The organism is Luteibacter sp. UNCMF331Sha3.1 (assembly GCF_900109915.1).
GTDB lineage: Bacteria > Pseudomonadota > Gammaproteobacteria > Xanthomonadales > Rhodanobacteraceae > Luteibacter.
Window position 1 is genome coordinate 358,397 of sequence record NZ_FOBU01000001.1, and the last position, 19,803, is coordinate 378,199.

At 67.3% G+C, this 19,803-nt stretch carries 14 protein-coding genes; 8 read left to right on the top strand and 6 right to left on the bottom strand.

Annotated elements, in window-relative coordinates; genetic code table 11:
* Window positions 1-8: 8 nt before the first annotated feature.
* Complete coding sequence (locus BMX32_RS01510; RefSeq protein ID WP_089974055.1) at window positions 9-269, bottom strand: DUF2188 domain-containing protein; 261 nt, start codon at window positions 267-269, stop codon at window positions 9-11.
* Window positions 270-471: 202 nt separating this feature from the next.
* Between BMX32_RS01510 and BMX32_RS01515 the strand changes: the two genes are divergently transcribed.
* From BMX32_RS01515 to BMX32_RS01545, 7 genes are all read left to right on the top strand, one after another.
* Complete coding sequence (locus BMX32_RS01515) at window positions 472-2,007, top strand: L-piperidine-6-carboxylate dehydrogenase (protein ID WP_089974056.1); 1,536 nt, start codon at window positions 472-474, stop codon at window positions 2,005-2,007.
* 15 nt (window positions 2,008-2,022) lie between these two features.
* Complete coding sequence (locus BMX32_RS01520; RefSeq protein WP_089974057.1) at window positions 2,023-2,790, top strand: class I SAM-dependent methyltransferase; 768 nt, start codon at window positions 2,023-2,025, stop codon at window positions 2,788-2,790.
* A complete protein-coding gene (locus BMX32_RS01525) occupies window positions 2,790-3,818 on the top strand; it encodes a quinone-dependent dihydroorotate dehydrogenase (protein ID WP_089974058.1) in 1,029 nt (342 codons plus the stop codon). The genes BMX32_RS01520 and BMX32_RS01525 overlap by 1 nt, the downstream gene beginning before the upstream one ends.
* A 17-nt stretch (window positions 3,819-3,835) precedes the next feature.
* Window positions 3,836-4,855, top strand: coding sequence for a UDP-N-acetylmuramate dehydrogenase (murB, locus tag BMX32_RS01530; RefSeq protein ID WP_089976804.1), 1,020 nt, complete (start codon window positions 3,836-3,838; stop codon window positions 4,853-4,855).
* Window positions 4,856-5,021: 166 nt separating this feature from the next.
* A complete protein-coding gene (locus tag BMX32_RS01535) occupies window positions 5,022-7,334 on the top strand; it encodes an RHS repeat-associated core domain-containing protein (RefSeq protein ID WP_170843536.1) in 2,313 nt (770 codons plus the stop codon).
* A 181-nt stretch (window positions 7,335-7,515) separates the two neighbouring features.
* Complete coding sequence (ppk1, locus tag BMX32_RS01540; RefSeq protein WP_089974060.1) at window positions 7,516-9,669, top strand: polyphosphate kinase 1; 2,154 nt, start codon at window positions 7,516-7,518, stop codon at window positions 9,667-9,669.
* 160 nt (window positions 9,670-9,829) lie between these two features.
* Window positions 9,830-11,539, top strand: coding sequence for a sensor domain-containing diguanylate cyclase (locus BMX32_RS01545; protein ID WP_089974061.1), 1,710 nt, complete (start codon window positions 9,830-9,832; stop codon window positions 11,537-11,539).
* Window positions 11,540-11,570: 31 nt separating this feature from the next.
* Here BMX32_RS01545 and BMX32_RS01550 read toward each other — a convergent pair whose 3' ends face one another.
* The 5 genes from BMX32_RS01550 to BMX32_RS01570 all read right to left on the bottom strand — a co-directional run bounded on the left by BMX32_RS01550 (window position 11,571) and on the right by BMX32_RS01570 (window position 18,691).
* Window positions 11,571-13,835: a thiamine pyrophosphate-dependent enzyme gene (locus BMX32_RS01550; protein WP_089974062.1), complete on the bottom strand. Its 2,265-nt coding sequence runs from the start codon at window positions 13,833-13,835 to the stop codon at window positions 11,571-11,573.
* An 18-nt stretch (window positions 13,836-13,853) separates the two neighbouring features.
* A complete protein-coding gene (locus BMX32_RS01555) occupies window positions 13,854-14,456 on the bottom strand; it encodes a glutathione S-transferase family protein (protein WP_089974063.1) in 603 nt (200 codons plus the stop codon).
* Window positions 14,457-14,468: 12 nt separating this feature from the next.
* Window positions 14,469-15,638, bottom strand: coding sequence for an acyl-CoA dehydrogenase family protein (locus tag BMX32_RS01560; protein WP_089974064.1), 1,170 nt, complete (start codon window positions 15,636-15,638; stop codon window positions 14,469-14,471).
* 81 nt (window positions 15,639-15,719) lie between these two features.
* A complete protein-coding gene (modA, locus tag BMX32_RS01565; protein WP_089974065.1) occupies window positions 15,720-16,586 on the bottom strand; it encodes a molybdate ABC transporter substrate-binding protein in 867 nt (288 codons plus the stop codon).
* Window positions 16,583-18,691, bottom strand: a complete 2,109-nt coding sequence (locus BMX32_RS01570; protein WP_089974066.1) for a TonB-dependent receptor — start codon at window positions 18,689-18,691, stop codon at window positions 16,583-16,585. Before BMX32_RS01570 ends, modA begins: the two co-directional genes overlap by 4 nt.
* A 232-nt stretch (window positions 18,692-18,923) precedes the next feature.
* Between BMX32_RS01570 and BMX32_RS01575 the strand changes: the two genes are divergently transcribed.
* The gene (locus BMX32_RS01575) at window positions 18,924-19,799 is read left to right on the top strand and encodes a DMT family transporter (RefSeq protein WP_089974067.1); all 876 of its coding nucleotides are present in this window, start codon (window positions 18,924-18,926) and stop codon (window positions 19,797-19,799) included.
* Window positions 19,800-19,803 lie beyond the last annotated feature (4 nt).

Genomic DNA, 19,803 nt, shown 5'->3' on the forward strand with positions numbered 1-19,803 from the left:
CTGCGCGGTCAGGATCGGTGAACCAACCGCACCGGTGGCATGGGAGGCAGATGCGAGGGTCGCTTCACATCGCTGCCGAACGGTCGCCACATCCCGTCGGCGCCTTCGACGCCGATACTGGTATCCCCCCCTTCGGCGGAGGCGAAATTGACGGCCGCCCGCAGGGCCTCGAAGCGCGACGCGAATGTTCCGACCGGCCTGCCAGCCAGGCGGAGTGTCCAGCGCGAGCCTTCATCGGGGAGGTAAGGCACCTCGTAGACACGTGTCATGACGGCTCCAGAGCTGAATAAGTCCAGTGCCAGCCTGCACTTGCGCCCGTCTTTGCAAGGTCGTCGCAACATCCCCCGGTGCTGACATCCCGGACACATCCGTTCCGCGCCGCACAACGGGACGTGAAGGAGGTGTTTGCTAGAATCGCGGTTTTACCGTGCGTGCCTGCATTCCGCCGGGGCGCCGTCAAAGGGAAGCATCATGTCAGCCAAGATTCTCGAAGCGCTCGGTCTCAACGGCACCGAGTCGGGCACCTACCTCGGCCGCGGCTCCTGGGCCGACACGATGGACGCCGGCACGCTGAGCCCCACCAATCCGGCCACCGGCGAGGTCATCGCCACCGTGCAGGCGTCGAGCGCGGCCGATTACGAAACCATCGTGCAACGCGCGCAGGAAGCCTTCGCCGTCTGGCGCACCACGCCCGCCCCGCGCCGTGGCGAAGCCGTCCGCCTGTGCGGCGAAGCCCTGCGCAGGCACAAGGACGCCCTGGGCTCGCTGGTCGCGCTCGAGATGGGCAAGATCAAGCCGGAAGGCGACGGCGAAGTGCAGGAGATGATCGACATCGCCGATTTCGCCGTGGGCCAGAGCCGCATGCTCTACGGCAACACCATGCATTCCGAGCGCCCCGGCCACCGCATGTACGAACAGTGGCACCCGATCGGTATCGTCGGCATCGTCAGCGCCTTCAATTTCCCGGTCGCCGTCTGGGCCTGGAACGCGTTTCTCGCGGCGGTCTGCGGCGACATCTGCATCTGGAAGCCGTCGCCCAAGACGCCCCTCTCCGCCATCGCCACGATGAAGATCTGCAACGAGGCCCTGAAGGACGCCGGCTTCCCGGATATCTTCTTCCTGTTCAACGACGCGGGCACTGAGCTGGCCGAGCGCTTCGTCGACGACAAGCGCATCCCGCTGATCAGCTTCACCGGCTCGACGAAGGTCGGCCGCATGGTCGGCGAGCGCGTGGCGAAGCGCATGGGCCGCAGCCTGCTGGAACTCGGCGGCAACAACGCGATCATCCTCGACAGGTCGGCCGACCTGAAGCTCGCGATTCCCGCGATCGTCTTCGGTGCCGTCGGCACGGCGGGCCAGCGCTGCACGAGCACGCGCCGCGTGCTCGTGCACTCGTCGATCCACGATGCCGTCGTCGATACACTGGTCAAGGCCTACGGCCAGGTCGAGCAGAAGATCGGCGACCCCACGCTGGCCACCACGCTGATGGGCCCGCTCAACAGTCCGGAAGCCGTGCAGGGTTACCTCGCCGCGATCGAGCAGGCGAAGGCCGCCGGCGGCACCGTGCGTACGGGCGGCAAGGCACTCACCGATCGCAAGGGCAACTTCGTGCTGCCGACCATCGTCACGGGCCTTAAGAACTCCGATACGGTCGTGCAGACGGAAACATTCGCCCCGATCCTCTACGTGATGCCGTTCGACTCGCTCGACGAGGCCATCGCGGAGCAGAACGCCGTGCCGCAGGGTCTGTCGTCGGCCATCTTCACGCAGGATCTGAAGAGCGCGGAACAGTATCTCTCCGCGGCCGGCTCGGATTGCGGCATCGCGAACGTCAACATCGGCACGTCGGGTGCCGAGATCGGCGGCGCGTTCGGTGGCGAGAAGGAAACCGGTGGCGGTCGCGAGTCGGGTTCCGACGCGTGGAAGGTCTACATGCGCCGCCAGACGAACACCATCAACTACTCCGACGCGCTGCCGCTGGCCCAGGGCATCAAGTTCGAGTTCTGACCATCCGGTGACGACATGACCGACCTGCGCTCCACGGAACGTTTCTCCGATCGCGTCGAGGACTATGTCCGCTATCGCCCGGATTACCCCGTGGCGCTGGTCGGTTGGTTGCACGGCCTCGGCGTGAGGCCGGACTGGACCGTCGCCGACATCGGCGCCGGGACGGGCATTTCGAGCAAGCTGTTTCTCGACGCCGGGCATCGCGTCACCGCGGTCGAACCCAACGCGGCGATGCGTGACGCATCGCAGCGCTGGCTGGCCAGCGAGTCGCGGTTCGCGGCGACCGATGGCTCCGCCGAAGCGACCGGCCTCGCCGACGCGTCGACGGACCTGGTGATCGCCGCGCAGGCGTTTCACTGGTTCGACACGGAAAAGGTGCGCGCCGAGTTTCGTCGTGTTCTGACGACGCGTGGGCTCGTCGCGGTGTTCTGGAACTCGCGCCGGCTGACGGGCACGCCGTTTCTCGAAGGCTACGAGCGTCTGCTGCACGAGTACGGCGTGGATTATGTGAGCGTCGCGGAGCGCTATGCCGACGACGAGGGGATGGCGCGCTGGTTCGGGCACGGCTACCGCGGCATGGCGTCGTTCCCGCACGCGCAGAAGCTCGATCACGATGGCCTGCTCGGTCGGCTGATGTCGTCGTCCTATGCGCCGAAGCCGGGCCACACCAATCACGAGCCGATGCTCGCCGCGCTGCGTTCGCTGTTCGACGCGACGCAGGATGGCGGGACGGTCGATTTCGAATACGACACTCGCATCTTCGCGGGTCATCCGGGTAACTGATGTACGACCTGATCCGTCCCCTGCTCTTCATGCTCGACGCCGAAACCGCACACGGCCTCACGCTCTACGCCGCCGATGTCGCGCAGCGGAGCCGGCTCTCGGGGCTCGTCGCGACGCCGCCGGCGGATCTGCCGGTGCGCGCGTTCGGTATCGATTTTCCGAACCCCGTCGGCCTGGCCGCGGGGCTGGACAAGAATGGCGACCATCTCGACGGTCTCGCCGCGATGGGCTTCGGTTTCATCGAAATCGGCACGGTGACGCCGCGTCCGCAGCCGGGCAACGACAAGCCACGCATGTTCCGCCTGCCCGAGCACGAGGCCGTGATCAACCGCCTCGGTTTCAACAACGGCGGCATCGACGCGCTGGTGCGCAACGTGGAGAAGGCCGCTTACCGCGGTGTGCTCGGCATCAATATCGGCAAGAACAAGGACACGCCCAACGAGCGTGCCGTCGACGATTACCTGCTGTGCCTCGAGAAGGCGTATCCGCTGGCGAGCTACGTCACCGTCAACATCTCTTCGCCCAACACGCAGGGCCTGCGCGACCTGCAGGAGGAAGAGACGCTACGCCGCTTCATCGGCACGCTGCGCGACGCGCAGGAGCGTCTCGCCGGTCAGCACGGCCGACGCAAGCCGATGTTGCTGAAGATCGCGCCCGATCTCACGGAAGCCGAGCTCGACGCCATCGCCGACGTACTGCTCGCCTCCGGTATCGACGGCGTCATCTGCACGAACACGACCATCGACCGTGGCCACGTCGCCGGTCACCCGCTCGCGGGCGAGACAGGTGGCCTCTCCGGGCGTCCGCTGTTCGCGAAATCCACCGCCGTGTTGCGCGCGATGCGCGAGCGCGTGGGCGACAGGCTGCCCATCGTCGGCGTCGGCGGCATCGTCGACGGCGACACCGCCGCGCAGAAGATGGAGGCCGGGGCGGCGCTCGTACAGGTCTATTCCGGGCTGGTCTATCGCGGACCGAAGCTCGTCGCCGAGGCCGTCGCCGAGATCCGCCGCCGCGGGATCGTGGCATGAACAACGCTCCCGTGGACATGGGCGGTTTTTCGCTCGCCAGCAATGCCCCGCTGGGTCAGCGCAACACGCTGCGCGTCGACGCGCGCGCGAAGCTGCTGGCCGAGGTGCGCGATCCCACGAAACTTCCCGAGCTGCTCGCCTACCCCGCCGTGAAGAACGGCAGGGTGCTCGTGCTCGGCGAGGGCAGCAACCTGCTGATCAAGGGCGATTTCGACGGCACGGTGCTCGCGATGGCCACGCGCGGCGTCGAGACGTTTCAGCGCGACGATCGCGTGCTGATCCGTGTCGCCGCCGGGGAGCGCTGGGACGATTTCGTGCGCTGGTCGCTCGGTCAGGGCTATGCGGGCCTCGAAAACCTGATCCTCATTCCAGGCACGGTGGGCGCGTCGCCGATCCAGAACATCGGCGCCTATGGTGTCGAGGTCTCCGAATTCATCGACACGGTCGAGGCGTGGGACACGCACAAGGGCGAGTTCGTGGTGCTCGACAGGGCGGCGTGTGCCTTCTCGTATCGCGACTCCAGCTTCAAGCAACAGGCGGGTCGCTGGATCGTCGTGGCCGTGACGTTCGCGCTGCCGCGCGAACGGCCGCTGTCGCTCGACTACGCGGGCATCCGCGAGGAAGTCGAGACCATGGGCGTTTCCCGAGCCACGCCGTATCACGTGGCGGAAGCCGTCGTGCGGCTGCGCTCGCGCAAACTCCCCGATCCCGCGGTCATCGGCAACGCCGGCAGCTTCTTCAAGAACCCGATCGTTCCCGCGGCGAAGGCCGAGGCGCTGGCACTCGCCCACCCCGGCGTGCCCGTGTGGCCCCACGCGGGAGGCACGGCGAAGATCTCCGCCGGCTGGCTCATCGAGGCCGCGGGGTACAAAGGCGAGCGCGACGGCGACGCTGGCATGTCGAACCGGCACGCGCTCGTGCTGGTGAATCATGGCAAGGCCACCGGTCCGCAGCTGTGGGCGTTCGCGCAGAAGGTCATCGCGGGCGTACAGGCGAAGTTCGGCGTGACGCTGGAACCGGAGCCGCTGATCGTCTGACACGCATCGGCGGGCGTCGGCCTGCGGGCGATGCGTGTCGCTTCCTGAAGCGGCGCCTCGGTCTGGCACGTCCATCGCCGAATCCGCGCCGACTCGGCCGTCGACCCGAGGGGCGGGAGGAGGCATGCTTCGACGCACGAACAGGATGTTCAACGGAGGACGGGCCGTGGAAACCCTCAGCACGCACGCCTACGACCGGCATACCGGCTTCGCGCAGGCCATGACGGCGGGACTCGACGGGATGGACTTCACCGTCGATTATCTCGGTCGCCACACGGCACAACGCTTGCGCATGCCCGGGATGGGCGAGCGCACCACTCGCACCACGCTCTCGCCGAACGACCGGCCGCTCGAGCAACGCGATGTGCACGGCGTGACGCGCAGGTTCACCTACGACCTCCTGGGAAGGCTGTCGAAGGTGACCGACGAGCACGTCGACGTCACGCTTACTTACGATGTACTTTCCCGACTTTCGTCGCGCGTCGCGGCGACCGAGGTCGCGTCGATGGTCGAGCGACGCTCCTACGGAGCCGACGGTCGGTTGTGTCTTCAGTCATGGGAACACTCGACGTCGGGGGGCACCCAACGACATGCGATAGCACTGACCTGGGAGGCCGATGGAAAGCTGATCCGACGTCGCTACCTCGACGACGCGGATCGATGCATCCGCGACGAAGTCATGGGTTACGACGCGCGCGGCCGCCTCGTCGACCATGACGTCCGCGAGGCGCGCAGCGGTGCATGGCCCCGGGACGAAGCCGGCCGGGAATACAGGCGACAGATCTTCGTCTTCGATGCCATCGACAACCTTACACGTGTCGAGACGACCTTCGTCGCGGGGGGATCGAACGTGGCCACTCTGCACTATGACGCGATCGATCGGGATCGTCTCGCGTACATCACGGAAACGTCCGGCGCTGGCATGTCGATGTCGTACGATCCGAACGGCGCCATGATCGAACTGCACGATCGCGATGGCGCACATACCATCGGCTTCGATGCCGCGGCGCGTCTGACGTCCGTCGGGCACGCGAACGGCTCGTCGACCCGCTACCGCCATGGCCCCGGTAACCGCATCACCGGCGTGATCCGCGATGGGCAGCTGGCGAATCGGATATTCGAGGATGGGCGCCTCGCCTGCATCGTCTCGTCGTCCGGAGAAACCCGTCGCTATGTCCGGATAGGCGCAACCCTCGTTGCGGAAACCGCGCTGTCGGCAGGCGTCCGGACGTGGCTCGTCGGCGGCGACATGCAGGGATCGATCGTCGTGGAGGGCGGCACGACCCGAACTTATGGTGCCTATGGGGTCGGAACGGTCCCGTCCGGCGGCGCGACCACGGCCTTTGCCGGTGAAGTGCCAGAGCCCGTGTCGAACTGGTATCTGCTCGGGCAGCGCGCCTATGTACCGGCGATGCGACGCTTCATCAGCCCCGACCCTTTCAGCCCCTTCGACCGGGGCGGCCTCAACCGGTATGCCTATTGCGGCGGCGACCCCATCGGACGGATCGATCCCAGCGGAAACTCGTGGCTAAACATCGGACTGGCGATCTTCGGCATCGCGACCGCCGCCGTGGCCGCGGTGATCTCGGGTGGCGCGGCACTCGCCGCAGTGGCTGCCGCGGCAGGCCCCCTCGCGGGCGCCGTGTCGACGCCGTCGGTGATCGCACTCTCGGCAGCCGCCGCGATCGACGTCGTGTCTCTCGTGGCCGAAGGAGGCAGCGCGCTCGCGACGATCACGGGGGATGACTCGTTGGCATCCGTCTTCGGGACCATCGCGCTGGCCACCGGCGTGCTCGGCACGGCGGCGGGCCTGGCATCCGTGGCCAAAGCCACCGTGCGGGCCGGCAGACGACTGGCTAACGGCCGTTTCGGATCGCGCGCGCCGGCGATCGCAGCCAGGTCGGGAATAGACCCGGCATGGTTGCATCGGCCCCTCGGCGGCGACGATAGCGTGCACGTGGTTCGCTCTCCGCATATCCCCTCCGCTAAATTCGATCGCAGGACGAGAGTCGGGCTGAAGGCGGAGTGGCGTTCCGGGACCAGGAACGGGGCGACCCACTATGCAGTCGACGTCCAGGTAACCGTCAGCGAGATCATGGACAAGGTCAAGGAGATCGCCCTGACTCTTCCGCCCCAACGAGAAGTCACCCCCTTCTATGTCTACGGGGGCGCTCACGGCGCCGCCGATCGTTCAACATGGGATGCGAACGGTGTGCGCCTTGGAGCCGATCCGCAGATCCGCCAGGCCTACGACGGATTGTTGGACTGGCCCGCCCACCTGCTTGCTCTGAAGAACTACCGGCTCGAGTACGTCCATGTGCCGGACTTGCATGTCACGACGTTCGAAAAGCACCTGACGTTCCCCGGCATCCACTTTCACGGCAGTTGCTGGAGCCTCGCCGACCCCAGGGTTCTCAACGCCTCGGGCATGGGGCCGGCGACGGTGTACAGCACCCATCCCGTGACGTCGTATCCATAGGACGCGGGCCAGGACACCGAAACGGTCGCGACGACGCCCCCCCGATGTGCCGGCGTTCCGACCCCGTGGCCCAGCCCCGCGCCCGGGTCACGACGCTGTAACACCGCCGTCATACGCTGCCTGCCCGGCGGCGTACCATGGGGGCGTCGCGATACGCGACGAGGATGCAGCCCTGGACACGATGACGCCACCTACCGAATCGACCGCACCGGCCAGGACGGCGACGACACGCGCCGTCGCCCCGCCGGAGGTGCCCGACGTCGATCTCAACGATCCCAGCCTCTACGTCCATCGCGAGCTTGCCCAGCTGCAGTTCAACATCCGCGTGCTCGATCAGGCGCTGGACGAATCCAAGCCGCTGATCGAGCGGCTCAAGTTCCTGCTGATCTTCTCGTCGAACATGGACGAGTTCTTCGAGATCCGCGTCGCTGGCCTGAAGCAGCAGATCGCGTTCGACCACGAGGTGATCGGCGCCGACGGCATTCCGCCGCGCCGCGTGCTCGCCGAGATCGCCGAGGTGGCGCACCGGCAGATCGAACGGCAGTACGCCATCCTCAACGACAGGATCCTTCCGGCCCTCGCCGAGGAAGGCATCCGCATCGTGCGTCGCAACCAGTGGACGCACAAGCAGAAGGTCTGGGTCCGTCGCTACTTCCGCCATGAAGTCGCGCCGCTGGTCACCCCCATCGGGCTGGACCCCACGCACCCGTTCCCGCGACTGGTGAACAAGAGCCTGAACTTCATCGTGCAGCTGGAAGGCACCGATGCCTTCGGCCGCGACTCGGGCTTGGCGATCGTGCCGGCGCCGCGCATTCTCCCGCGCCTGATCCGCCTGCCCGACGACGTCAGCGACGGCGGCGACAACTACGTGCTGCTGTCGTCGATCATTCACGCCCACGCGGACGACCTGTTCCCGGGCATGCGCGTGCTGGGCTCGTACCAGTTCCGACTCACCCGCAACGCCGACCTCACGATCGATCCCGAAGACGTCGAGGATCTCGCGCGCACGCTGCGTGGCGAACTCTTCTCGCGCCGTTACGGCGACGCGGTGCGTCTGGAGGTGGCGGACAACTGCCCGAAACCGCTCGTCGACTATCTGCTGAAGCAGTACTCGCTCGAAGCCGACTCGCTCTATGAAGTGAATGGGCCGGTGAACCTCGCGCGCCTGTTCGAAATGACACTGCAGCCGGCCTACGCACGGCTCCAGTTCCCTGCGTTCGTTCCCGCGCTGCCCAAGGCGCTCGCCGATGCCGAGGACATGTTCGCGGTGATCGGCAAGCAGGACATCCTGCTCTATCACCCGTTCGAATCGTTCTCGCCCGTCGTGGACTTCCTGCGCCAGGCCGCGAAGGATCCGCAGGTGCTCACGATCAAGCAGACGCTGTATCGCAGCGGCGCGAACTCCGAGATCGTGGACGCGCTGGTGGAAGCCGCGCGCGCGGGCAAGGAAGTCACCGCCGTGGTGGAACTGCGGGCACGCTTCGACGAGGAATCCAACCTCAGCCTCGCCTCGCGCCTGCAGCAGGCCGGCGCGGTCGTCACCTACGGCGTGGTCGGCGTGAAGACGCACGCGAAGCTGATGCTCGTGCAACGCCGCGAGAACGGCAAGCTGGTGAGCTACGCGCATCTCGGCACGGGCAATTACCACTCCGGCAATGCGCGCCTGTACACCGATTACAGCCTGCTCACGTCCGACGAGGCCCTGTGCGACGACGTGCATCGCCTGTTCCGTCTGCTGACGGGCATGGGCAAGGCGCTGAAAATGAAGCGCATGCTCTATGCGCCGTTCACGCTGAAGAAGGGCCTGCTCGACCTCATCGCGCGGGAAGCCGCCAACGCCGCCGCGGGCAAGAAGGCCGAGATCGTGTTCAAGCTCAACGCGGTCACCGATCCGAAGCTGATCCGGGCGCTGTACCGCGCGAGCCAGGCCGGCGTGAAGATCGACCTGATCGTGCGTGGCATGTGCTGCCTGCGCGCCGGCGTGCCGGGCGTCTCCCAGAACATCCGCGTGCGTTCCGTGGTGGGCCGGTTCCTCGAGCACAGCCGCGTGTACTGGTTCCACAACGACGGCGAGGCCGACCTCTTCCTGGCCAGCGCGGACCTCATGGAGCGCAACCTGGAACGCCGCGTCGAAACCTGCTTCCCCATCGAGGGCAAGAAGCTGCGCCAGCGCGTCCGCCGCGAACTGGACCTGTACCTCGCCGACAACCACTCGGCGTGGGTCCAACAGGCCGATGGCACGTACGGCCTGCTCCAGCCCGCCGCCGGCCAGCCGGTGCGGGACGCGCAGACCCAGCTGCTGGAGCGTTTCGGGGGCCTGGCCGCGAGCTCCTAGGCCTCGCGCCTAGCCCTAACGGCCAAGGCGACAAGGCGCCCCGGAGCGGGCAGAATAAGGGGGCAGTAGTTGGGGGAGACGGGCTTTCTTCCTGGAAACGCTTCCGAATCCACGTCGCGTGTCCTGACAGGGCGCGCCTTCGCGATCTGCGGGAATCGGCATGCGGGCAGGCAACCGGCACGGCGGGTGGACGCTTCGTCTTTTCCAGGCGATGACGCTCTGCTGCCTGCTGTTCGCCGGCCTGGCCGGTGCCGAGACGATCACGGCGAACTGGCGTGAAGTCCGGCCGGGCGACACACCCGCCGCGATCCTGCGCGAAGCCAACGAGCGGCCCCTGCCCTCCTTCGATCCGACCCAGATGCAGACCCTGCCGAACGCGCCGGGCGGTACCTGGGTCGTCGTGCGCAGCATGCCGCCCTGGACCACGGGCGAGCGCGTGCTCAGCGTGCGCCACCCGGGGTTCGGCAACGTCTCGCTCTACGACGGCGATCGGCTGATCGCCTCCACCTCGCTCGACGATTTCGGCCCGCCGCTGCACGGTCATGGCCGGCTGATCTTCAGCGTGCCCGGATCCATCCCCGCGTCGCGGGCGCTCCTGCTGAAGTTCGACGCCGGCACGACGCCGCCCGGCGCCGTGACCATCGCCATCGACTCCTGGCCCGATTACCTGCGCGACGACGGCGGCTGGATGGTGTTCGCCACCGGTGGCTTCGCGGTGATGCTGACCATGGCGCTGATGGCGTTGTGCTTCACGTTGATCCTTCGCGACATGACGTTCGGGTGGTACGCGGCGTATCTGGTCTGCTACGCGCTGATCCAGGGGCTGCGGTCGGGCTTCGTGTTCCATCCGCTCGAATTGCAGTCGCTGGCCGGCATGGCGGACGTGCTCGGCGTCGCCGCCACGGCGCTGTCCGTCTCGTTCGCCGCGCTCTTCGTGTTGCGCTTCGCGCGCATCGACGAGTTCGTGCCCATGCTGCGGACGCCGGTCCTGGCCTTCGCGCTGGTGATGCCGCTGCTCGTGGTCATGCGCGCCACCGGCATCGCCTTCGTCGTCGACATGGCGCAGCTGTTGCTCCAGCCCCTGGTGCTGCTCGGCGCCGTGCTCATGCTCGTCGCGGGCGCCATCGCCGCGGCGCGTGGCTCGCGCCATGCATGGTTCTTCCTCGTCGGCTGGACGCCGCTGCTGATCCTGACGGCGCTCTGCGGCGTGCAGCAGCAGGGCATGCTGGCGAGTGCGCCATGGTTGCCCGATGCGGCGATCGCGGTCGGCGCGTTCGAGGCGATCGTGCTGTCCATCGGTCTGTCGGACCGCGCGCTGACCATCCGCCACGATCGCGACCGCGCCCGCGAACTCGCCGATGTCGATCCGCTGACCGGCTTGCTGAACCGTCGCGCGTGGACGGAAGCCGCCACCGCGGTCTTCGACGCGGGCATGTCGCGACCGGTGGCGCTGCTCTTTTTCGATCTCGACCACTTCAAGGCGCTGAACGACAAACATGGCCACGCGGCGGGCGACCGCGCGCTGGTGGCCGTGGCGGCGGCGCTGCGCCACGAACTGCGCCCGTCCGATCTGCTCGCCCGCTTCGGTGGCGAAGAATTCGTTGCGCTGCTGCAGGGCGTGGACAAGGACAACGCGATGCAGATCGCGACGCGCCTGTGCCGCCGCGTGCACCGCCTCGACGTCAACGCCGCCGGCGCGCCGCTCACGGTGTCCATCGGCCTTGCGATGCGCACCCCCGCGGACACGGTGGCGTCGGTCGTCGAACGCGCCGACAGCGCGATGTACGCCGCGAAGATGGCCGGTCGCAACCGGGCCGTCTGCGCGGGCAACGCGGGCCCGGTGCTGGTCCGGCGAGCCGAGGCGAAATAGCGTCGGCTCGCGCGGGAGACGGGTTCTCCCGTCAGGCGAGCCCGAGTCCCGCCGCCACGATATCGTCGTCGCCCGGCAGCACCAGGAACGCCGCGCCCGCCAACGGAGTGAACGTATCCGCGCCGACGACGCGACGAAGCGGCACGCCACCCAGGCCGGCCTCGACGATCGCGGTGATGACGCCCTCGCCCACGCCGGCGCTCTTGCGGCCTTCATCGACCACGAGAATGCGCTTCGCCGTCGCGGCCTCGCGCGCGATGAACGCATCGTTGAGCGGTACGAGCCAGCGCAGGTCGACGACGCGAACCTTCCAGCCCATGTCCTTCCCGAGCCGGCGCGCGGCGCGCAGGCTCATCGGCACGCCGTTGCCGAAGGTGAAGATCACCAGATCGTCGGCACCGGCCTCGTAGACGCGCCCTTCGCCCAGCGGCATCGCCTCGCCCTGCGCGGGGTATGCGAACTGCCACTGCCCGTCGCCCGCCTCGTACAGATCTTTCGTCATGTACAGCGCGATGGGCTCGAGAAACGCGGTGACGCGCCCGTCGATCTTCGCCAGCGCCATCAGGGTACGCAGCATCGTCGCGGCGTCGTCGCCGCGGCTCGGGCAGCCGACCACCAGCCCCGGGATGTCGCGCAACGCGGAGATGGAGTTGTCGTTGTGGAAATGCCCGCCGAAACCACGCTGGTATCCCAGCGAGGCGACGCGCATGACCATGGGATTACGGTACTGGCCGTTGGAGAAGAACTGCAGCGAGGCCGCTTCGCCCCGGATCTGGTCGCACGCGTTGTGGAAGTACGCGAGGTACTGGATCTCGGGCAGCGGCAGCATGCCCATGTTGGCGTAGCCCTGCGCGAGGCCGAGGATCATCGTCTCATCGAGCAGCGTGTTGAACACGCGCGCGTTGCGGAACGCTTTGTGCAGCCCCTTGGTCACCGTGTACACGCCACCCTTCTGCGCGACGTCCTCGCCGAAGAGCAGGCTTTCCGGATACTTCGCCATCACGTCGTGCAGCGCCTGGCCGATCTGGATCGCCAGATGGCGCGGCGGCTGGTTCTCCGGCAGTTTTTCCTCGCCACCGAACGCGCGTGCGCGCTCCCCGGGATCCGCCGCGCGGGTGGCTTCCGCACGCACCGCCTCGGGCGAATACGGCGCCAACGGCGCCATGACGTCGTCGAGCGCGGTCAACCGGGGACGGCGATCGGCATCCTCGGCGGCGGCGAAACACCGCTTGCGGATGCTTTCGTTGAGGTCGAGCAGCTCGTCGCGCGCATACAGTCCGGAAGCGAGCGCGATGCTCGCGCTGCGCAGGAGCGGATCGGTCGCTTCGAGCGCCACGAGTTCTTCGACGGACCGCCATTCGATCTCGAAGTCGGTACCCGCGTGGCCCATGATGCGCGTGGTGCCGAGATGCAGGAACGTCGGCCGGCGCGTGTCGCGGCAGTGCGCCACCGCGCGCGCCACGTCCGCGTATCCGGCGGCGAGATCGAGGCCGTCGGCGTAGAAGTAGTCGAGATCGGCGCGGTGGCGGAAGTTGTTCGCCACCCATCCGTGCGGCGTCTTCACCGAGATGCCGATGCCGTTGTCCTCGCACACGAACAGCACGGGCGCGGGAAGCTTCTGGTACGCCGTCCACGCCGCCGCGTTGAAGGCGGTCTGGGCCGTCGCATGATTGGACGACGCGTCGCCGAACGAGCACACGGCGATCGAGTCCACGGGGATCGGCAACGCGTGGCCGATGCGCTTCGCCTGCTCGATGGCGATCGCGGTGCCCAGCGCCTTCGGCAGGTGCGACGCGATCGTCGAGGTCTGCGGCAGCACCCACAACGGCTTGCTTCCCCAAACCTTATGACGCCCGCCCGAGGCCGGATCGTCCTTGCTCGCGGCGAACGACAGCGCGGAATCCATCACGGGGTCCATGCCAGGCAGCTTGCGAAAGCGCTCCGCCATGAAACCGCCGCTCCGGTAATGCAGGAACGCGGGATCGGTGTGCCGCGTCAGGCGCGCGACCATCGCGTTGCCTTCGTGTCCGGACGAGCCGATCGTGTAGAAGACCTTGTTCTGCACGCGCAGCACGCGCGCCATCAGGTCGAGGTGCCGGCTGATCAGCTGCGATTCGAGCAGCTCACGGAAGCCGCGCGCATCGAGCGCGCTGCCCGGCAGCACGGGCGCGTCGTCACGCGGTGCGCGACCGACGTCGCCGCGCCATTCGCGTACGAATTCCACGAAGTTCTGGTCGACGATCTCGGCGCGGTTGAAGCCCTTGTGTCGGGCGGGTATCGCTAACGGGGCGGACATGGCGTGCTCTAGAGAGATTCAGGCGATCATCGGCGAGAAACCCGGCTGCGCGCGCACGCGCTCCAGCCAGGCGCCGATGCGGGGCCAACGGGACAGATCGAAGCCGCCGTCGGCGGCGCAATGCGTATAGGCGAAGAGCGCGATGTCGGCCACACCGAACACGCCGCCACTGAAGAACGCCTCGCTGGCGAGGTGGTCTTCCATGACATCGAGCGCGTTCGCGCCGCGCTCGTGCAGCCGCGGCAACTCCGCCTGGCGCTCGTGCGTTTCCGGCAGCCACCGGCGCACGAAGCGGGCAACGGCGATGTACGGTTCATGGCTGTACTGTTCGAAGAACAGCCACTGCAAGGTGCGCGCGCGATCCCACGACGTCGCGGGAAGGTACGGCGATCCTTCCGCGAGATAGCAGAGGATCGCGTTCGATTCGGCGAGGCGCCGGCCATCGTCCAGCACGAGCAACGGCACCTTGCCGTTCGGATTGAGCGAGAGATACGTCTCCGTGCGCGTCGCGCCGCGCGTGCTGTCGGTGTCGATCCAGCGATACGACTTGCCCAGCATCTCGAGGAGGAGCTGCACCTTGTAGCAATTGCCCGACGAACGCAGGCCGTACACGGTCGGCATGGCGGTCATCCGTCAGAACGCGTTGATGCCGGTCAGCTCGCGACCGACCACGAGCTGATGCACGGTCTCGGTACCTTCGTACGTGATGACGGATTCCAGATTCAGCGCATGACGGATCGCCGAATGCTCGGTGGTGATGCCCGCGCCGCCGAGGAGGTCGCGGCATTCGCGCGCGATGTCGAGCGCCATGCGGACGTTGTTCCACTTGGCGAGCGACACCTGCGTCGGCTGCAGGCGGCCGGCGTCCTTCAGGCGACCCAGCTGAAGCGAAAGCAGCTGCGCGGTGGTGATGCGGCGGGCCATGTCGGCCACCTTCACCTGCACCGCCTGGTTGGCGGCCAGCGGGCGACCGAACAGCACGCGCTGCGCGGTGTAATCGAGCACTTCCTTCAGGCACGCCTGCGCGGCGCCGATCGGGCCCCACGTGATGCCGTAACGCGCCTGGTTGAGGCAGCCGAGCGGGCCCTTGAGACCCTTCACGTTCGGCAGGCGCGCGCTGTCGGGCACGCGCACGTCGTCGAAGAAAAGGCCCGACGTGACGGAAGCACGCAGGCTCATCTTCTTGTGCACTTCCTGCGCCGCGAATCCCCGGGTGTCGGTCGGCACGACGAAGCCCTGGATGCCGTCGTCCGTCTGTGCCCAGACGATCGCGATGTGTGCGAGGTTGCCATTGGTGATCCACATCTTGGCGCCGTTGATCACCCAGTCGCCACCGTCCTTGCGCGCGACGGTCTTCATGTTCGCCGGATCGGAGCCGCCGTGCGGTTCGGTCAGGCCGAAGCAGCCGATGACCTCGCCCGCCGCCATCCGGGGCAGGTAGGCGCGTTTCTGCTCTTCGGTGCCGTAGGCGAAGATCGGATACATGCACAGTGAGCTCTGCACCGACGCGAAACTGCGCAGGCCCGAATCGCCGCGCTCCAGTTCCTGGCAGATGAGGCCGTAGCTGACGGCGTTCATGCCCGCGCAGCCGTACTCCTCCGGCAGCGTGGCGCCGAGGAGGCCCAGCGAGGCGATCTCGGACACGAGTTCGGCCGGAAAACGCCCCTGGTCAAACGCGTCGCCGATGATCGGCAGCACCTTTTCGTCGACGAAGCGGCCGACGGCGTCCTGGACGGCACGCTCCTCGTCGGTGAGCAGCGAACGGACATCGTAGAGATCGAGCGGATCGAGACGGAGGGCCATGCTGGGGACTCGTACTTGGGCAGCCTGAAAGCCCTCGATTCTAGCCCTGCCACGGGCCCCGGTCATGCCGGGGCGCAGCATTCAGCGCTCGGGCGTGGCCACGGGGCGGAAGCCGTAGGCCGGGAGCCGCTCCTGCGCCGCCGGCGACATGGCGTAGAGCGCGAAACGGTACGCCGCCACCCGGCGGGCGGGATCGCCGTCGCGCAGCACCACGCTCATGCCGTAGTCCACGGGAAGCGCGAGATTTTCCGGCACGGGCACCTTGCGCAGGTCGGGGTCGGGCGTGGCGTCGTGCGAGCTGCAATAGCCGAAGAACACGTCGACGTCGTCATGCTGGAGGAAATACTTCGCCGCGCCGACGTTGCCCGGTATGACGGGCGCCACGGGGCCACCGACGAGTTTCTTCGCCTTGGCCTCCAGATTGGCGCGCGCCCCGGTGCGCACCGTCTCGGCGTTCGCGAAGAACTGCCAGGCGTAGTCGCCGCCGGGGTCCGCGCCCGGTGTCGACGTGCCGATCCTCACCCCGGGTGCGAGGAGCCGGTCGAGCAGGTTCGCGCTGGTGATGCCCGCATCGGGCAGCGTGGTGACGCAGAGCGCGTTGCGCGCGAACACGACCGGCAGGGTCGCCTTGCCTTCGCCTGCGAGCGTACGCGGATGCGCCATGTTGGCGGAGATGAAGACATCCGCGGGCTCGCCCTTCTCGATGCGCTCGCGCAGGAGGCCCGCCGGGCCATTGACCACGCGGACCTGCTCGCCCGTGTCGGCCGTGTACTGCTTCGCGATAGCGGAGAGCGCACCGGTCAGGCTTCCCGCAGCATAGACGACCAGCGCAGCCTCATCGTTGCGGGAAGCGCGCTCGCGCGCGATGGATGCTTGCGGCAACGCCGGTTCGTGCGCGAGCGCACTTCCGACAAGAAGCGTCGCCACGATGGCGCATGCGATGTTCATAGCAGATCCACCTGCACCGACGCCCGCACCGTACGCGGCGCGCCGAGCGTCGCGGTCGCGCTGCCCGCGGCGTTGTACCCGTTCTGTCCGGCCGGCGTCACGTTCGCCCAGTACCGCCGGTCGGCCACGTTGTCCACCGCGAGACGGAACGTGACGGGGCGACCGCCCATCCTCGTCTGGTAGCGTCCACCGACGTCGGCCACGGTGTATCCCTTGACGACATACGTGTTGGGATAATCGCCGGCGCGCTTGCCGGCGTGGTTCACGTCGAGCGTCAACGTCAGCCCCGCGACCCACGGCAGTCGATATTCGAGCAACGCGTTGTAGACCACGCGCGACAGCCCGAGGATCTGCTTGCCGCTCGTGGTGGTCGAGCCCGTGCGGTACAGGCGCGGGTCGAGCAGCGACACCCCGGAGAACACGGTGACGTCGCGCCCGATGTCGCCGTTCGCGGTGAGCTCGATGCCGCGGTTCACCTGCCGTCCGCGCTGGGAAAACACGTTGTCCGCGCCGATGAAGGCATAAGGCCGCTCGATGCGGTACAGCGCGGCACCCAGATCGATCGACGCGACGCGCGCCTTGTAGCCGGCTTCCCACTGTTTGCTGCGATACGGCTTCAGGCTTTCGTTCGCGTTGACCGTGCCGGCCGGCGCGACGTCCCCCTGCTGCAGGCTGTCGCCATACGTCGCGTAGACCATCTGATCGCGCGCGAGCCTGAACATCAGGCTGCCGGTGGGGCTGATGCCGTGCGCATCGTACGAACTCGTCGTCGCACCCGTACGGTTGTAGTTGCGCACGTGCAGCCAGCTGTCGCTCGCGGCCACCAGCGCCGACCACCGTTCACCGAAACCGATCGTGTCGCCGATCGACACCGATTGCTGCTTCGTGTTCATCGAACGGAAACGTCGCGCGAAGCTGGGCAGGCGAGGCTTCGCGAAGGCCACCGGCGCTCCCAGGCTCGCGCGCCCCACCGTGACGGGGCCCGTGGTGTACGGCGTGTAGCGGGTCCAGTAGAAGCCGTTGTTGGCGATGAGGATGTCGTGCGTGAGCGGGCCGGTGTCGACGCGACCGTTCAGCGCCACCATGTTGCTGACGATCATGTCGTAGCTGTATGTCGTGGTGGCGGCGGTCGTCGTGTACGCGCCCGCGTCGTTCGTGAGCGTGTTCGTCGGTACGGTCGATCGACGGTCGTTGCTTTCCCTCAGCACGCCGGCGCGCAGCGACCAGCGATCGTTGAACGCGGTACGCAGGCGCGAACTGACGATCCGCGTGATGTTGTCGTCGCCGCCCCAGGTCTGCCCGTAGCCCACGCGTTCCGGATCCGGTGCCGACGGCAGCACCACGCCTCGTCCCAGCGCGAACGTACCGGGAAACCCCCGGGACGTGTAGTGGTAATAACTCGCGTCGTTTTCGAGCACCGTGTGCTCGCCGAGGCGGGCGTCGAAACCCACGGTGCCCAGCCGCCGCGCCAGACGGCTGCCGTCCACGTAGCCCGGGCCGTTCTGGTCCAGCACGTTCACGCGATAGCCGAAACGGTCGTCCGTGCCGAAGCGCCCACCCACGTCGGCATGAGCGAGGCCCGAGCCACGGGAGTTGTAGCGCAGGTCGAACTCCCGCAGCGGTGCGTCCGTCGGACGCTTGAAGATGTAGTTGAACGTGCCCGCGGGGCTCGCGGGGCCGTACAGGGCTCCGGCAAGTCCGTTCAGCACCTCGATCTGCTCGAACTGTTCGATCGGGTAATCGGTGGTCGCCGCGATATTGAGCCCGTCGATACGGGTGTTCTGAACGACGCCCGCCTGCAGGCCGCGCGTCTGCGGCCGGATGTTCTCGCCCTGCACGCTCGGAAGCAGCCGGAGCGCTTCGCGCACGCTCTGTAGCTGCTGATTGCGCGCCAGGTCGTTGTTCACGGCCTGCACGGAATACGGCACGTCGATCGGCGACCGGTCGCCCAGCGGGCCCATGCCCACCGTCTCGATACGGTACGACGGTTGCGTCGCCTCCACGGTGTAGCCCTCGAGATCGGTTTTTCCGGGCGTTTGCTGGGCCAGCGCCGGTCCGGCGCCCAGACAGGCGAGCATGACCTGGTATCGCCATGAATGACGCATGGAACCCCCTCGATTCGAAATATAGTTAACTATATAGCGATCCGAAACCGAGGACTTTTACGATCGTGCGATGACGTGTGAAGGCGAACAACGTGTCGTGTCCGGTGGGAGCCAGCCTGCTGGCGAAGGGTGCTCGCGACAAGCACCGATCGCCAGCAAGCTGGCTCCCACCTCAGAACTCGCGAACGGGTTCGCGACATAATGGCGAACCCCCGACTGCCCGGCCCGGCCCATGTTCAAAGGCGTTCTGCTCGGCTTCGCCTGCTACGCGGCCTACGCGTGGAGCGATGCGTTCGTGAAATCGCTCGAAGGGTCCCTTCCCGCTTACGAGGCGGTGTTCTTCGGCGCGGTGCTCGCGATGCTGGCGTTTCCGTTCCTGAAGAAACCGGGCGACCGCTGGAGCGAGATCGTCGTCTCGAAGATGCCGGGCCTGTGGCTGCTGCGCGCCATGGCCGGCGCGATCGGCAACGTCACGGCCGTGATGGCGTTCACCGCCCTGCCGATGGCGGAAGCCTTCTCGCTGATCTTCCTGTTGCCGATCTTCGTCACGATCCTCTCCGTCGTCTTCCTCCGCGAGCACGTCGGCTGGCGGCGATGGTCCGCCGTGATCGTCGGATTTCTGGGCGTGCTCGTCGTGTTGCGGCCCGGTTTCCGCCACCTCGGCGTCGGTCACGTGGCGGCGATCGTCTGCGGCATCACCGGTGCGCTGTCGATCATCGCGCTGCGCATGGCCGGGGCGACCGAGAAGCGCATCACGCTCTACGGCGCGGGTGTGATCGGCCCGATGATCGCCGGGTTCATCATGATGCTGCCGCACTTCGTCTGGCCCGACGCGCACCAGTGGTTTCTGGTGCTGGGCTACGGCCTGCTGGCCGCCGCGGGCGCCGTGCTGCTGATGCTCGCCACGCAGCATGCCCCGGCGAATCGCGTGGCGCCGACGCAGTACAGCCAGATGCTCTGGGCCATCCTTTTCGGCTACCTGCTGTTCCACGACCACCTGGACTGGCCGATGCTCATCGGCATCGTGATGATCCTCGGAGCCGGCCTCTTCACCTTCGTGCGCGAAGAGAAGAAGACCGACTGGTGGCGCTGGACCAATATCGTCTGACCGG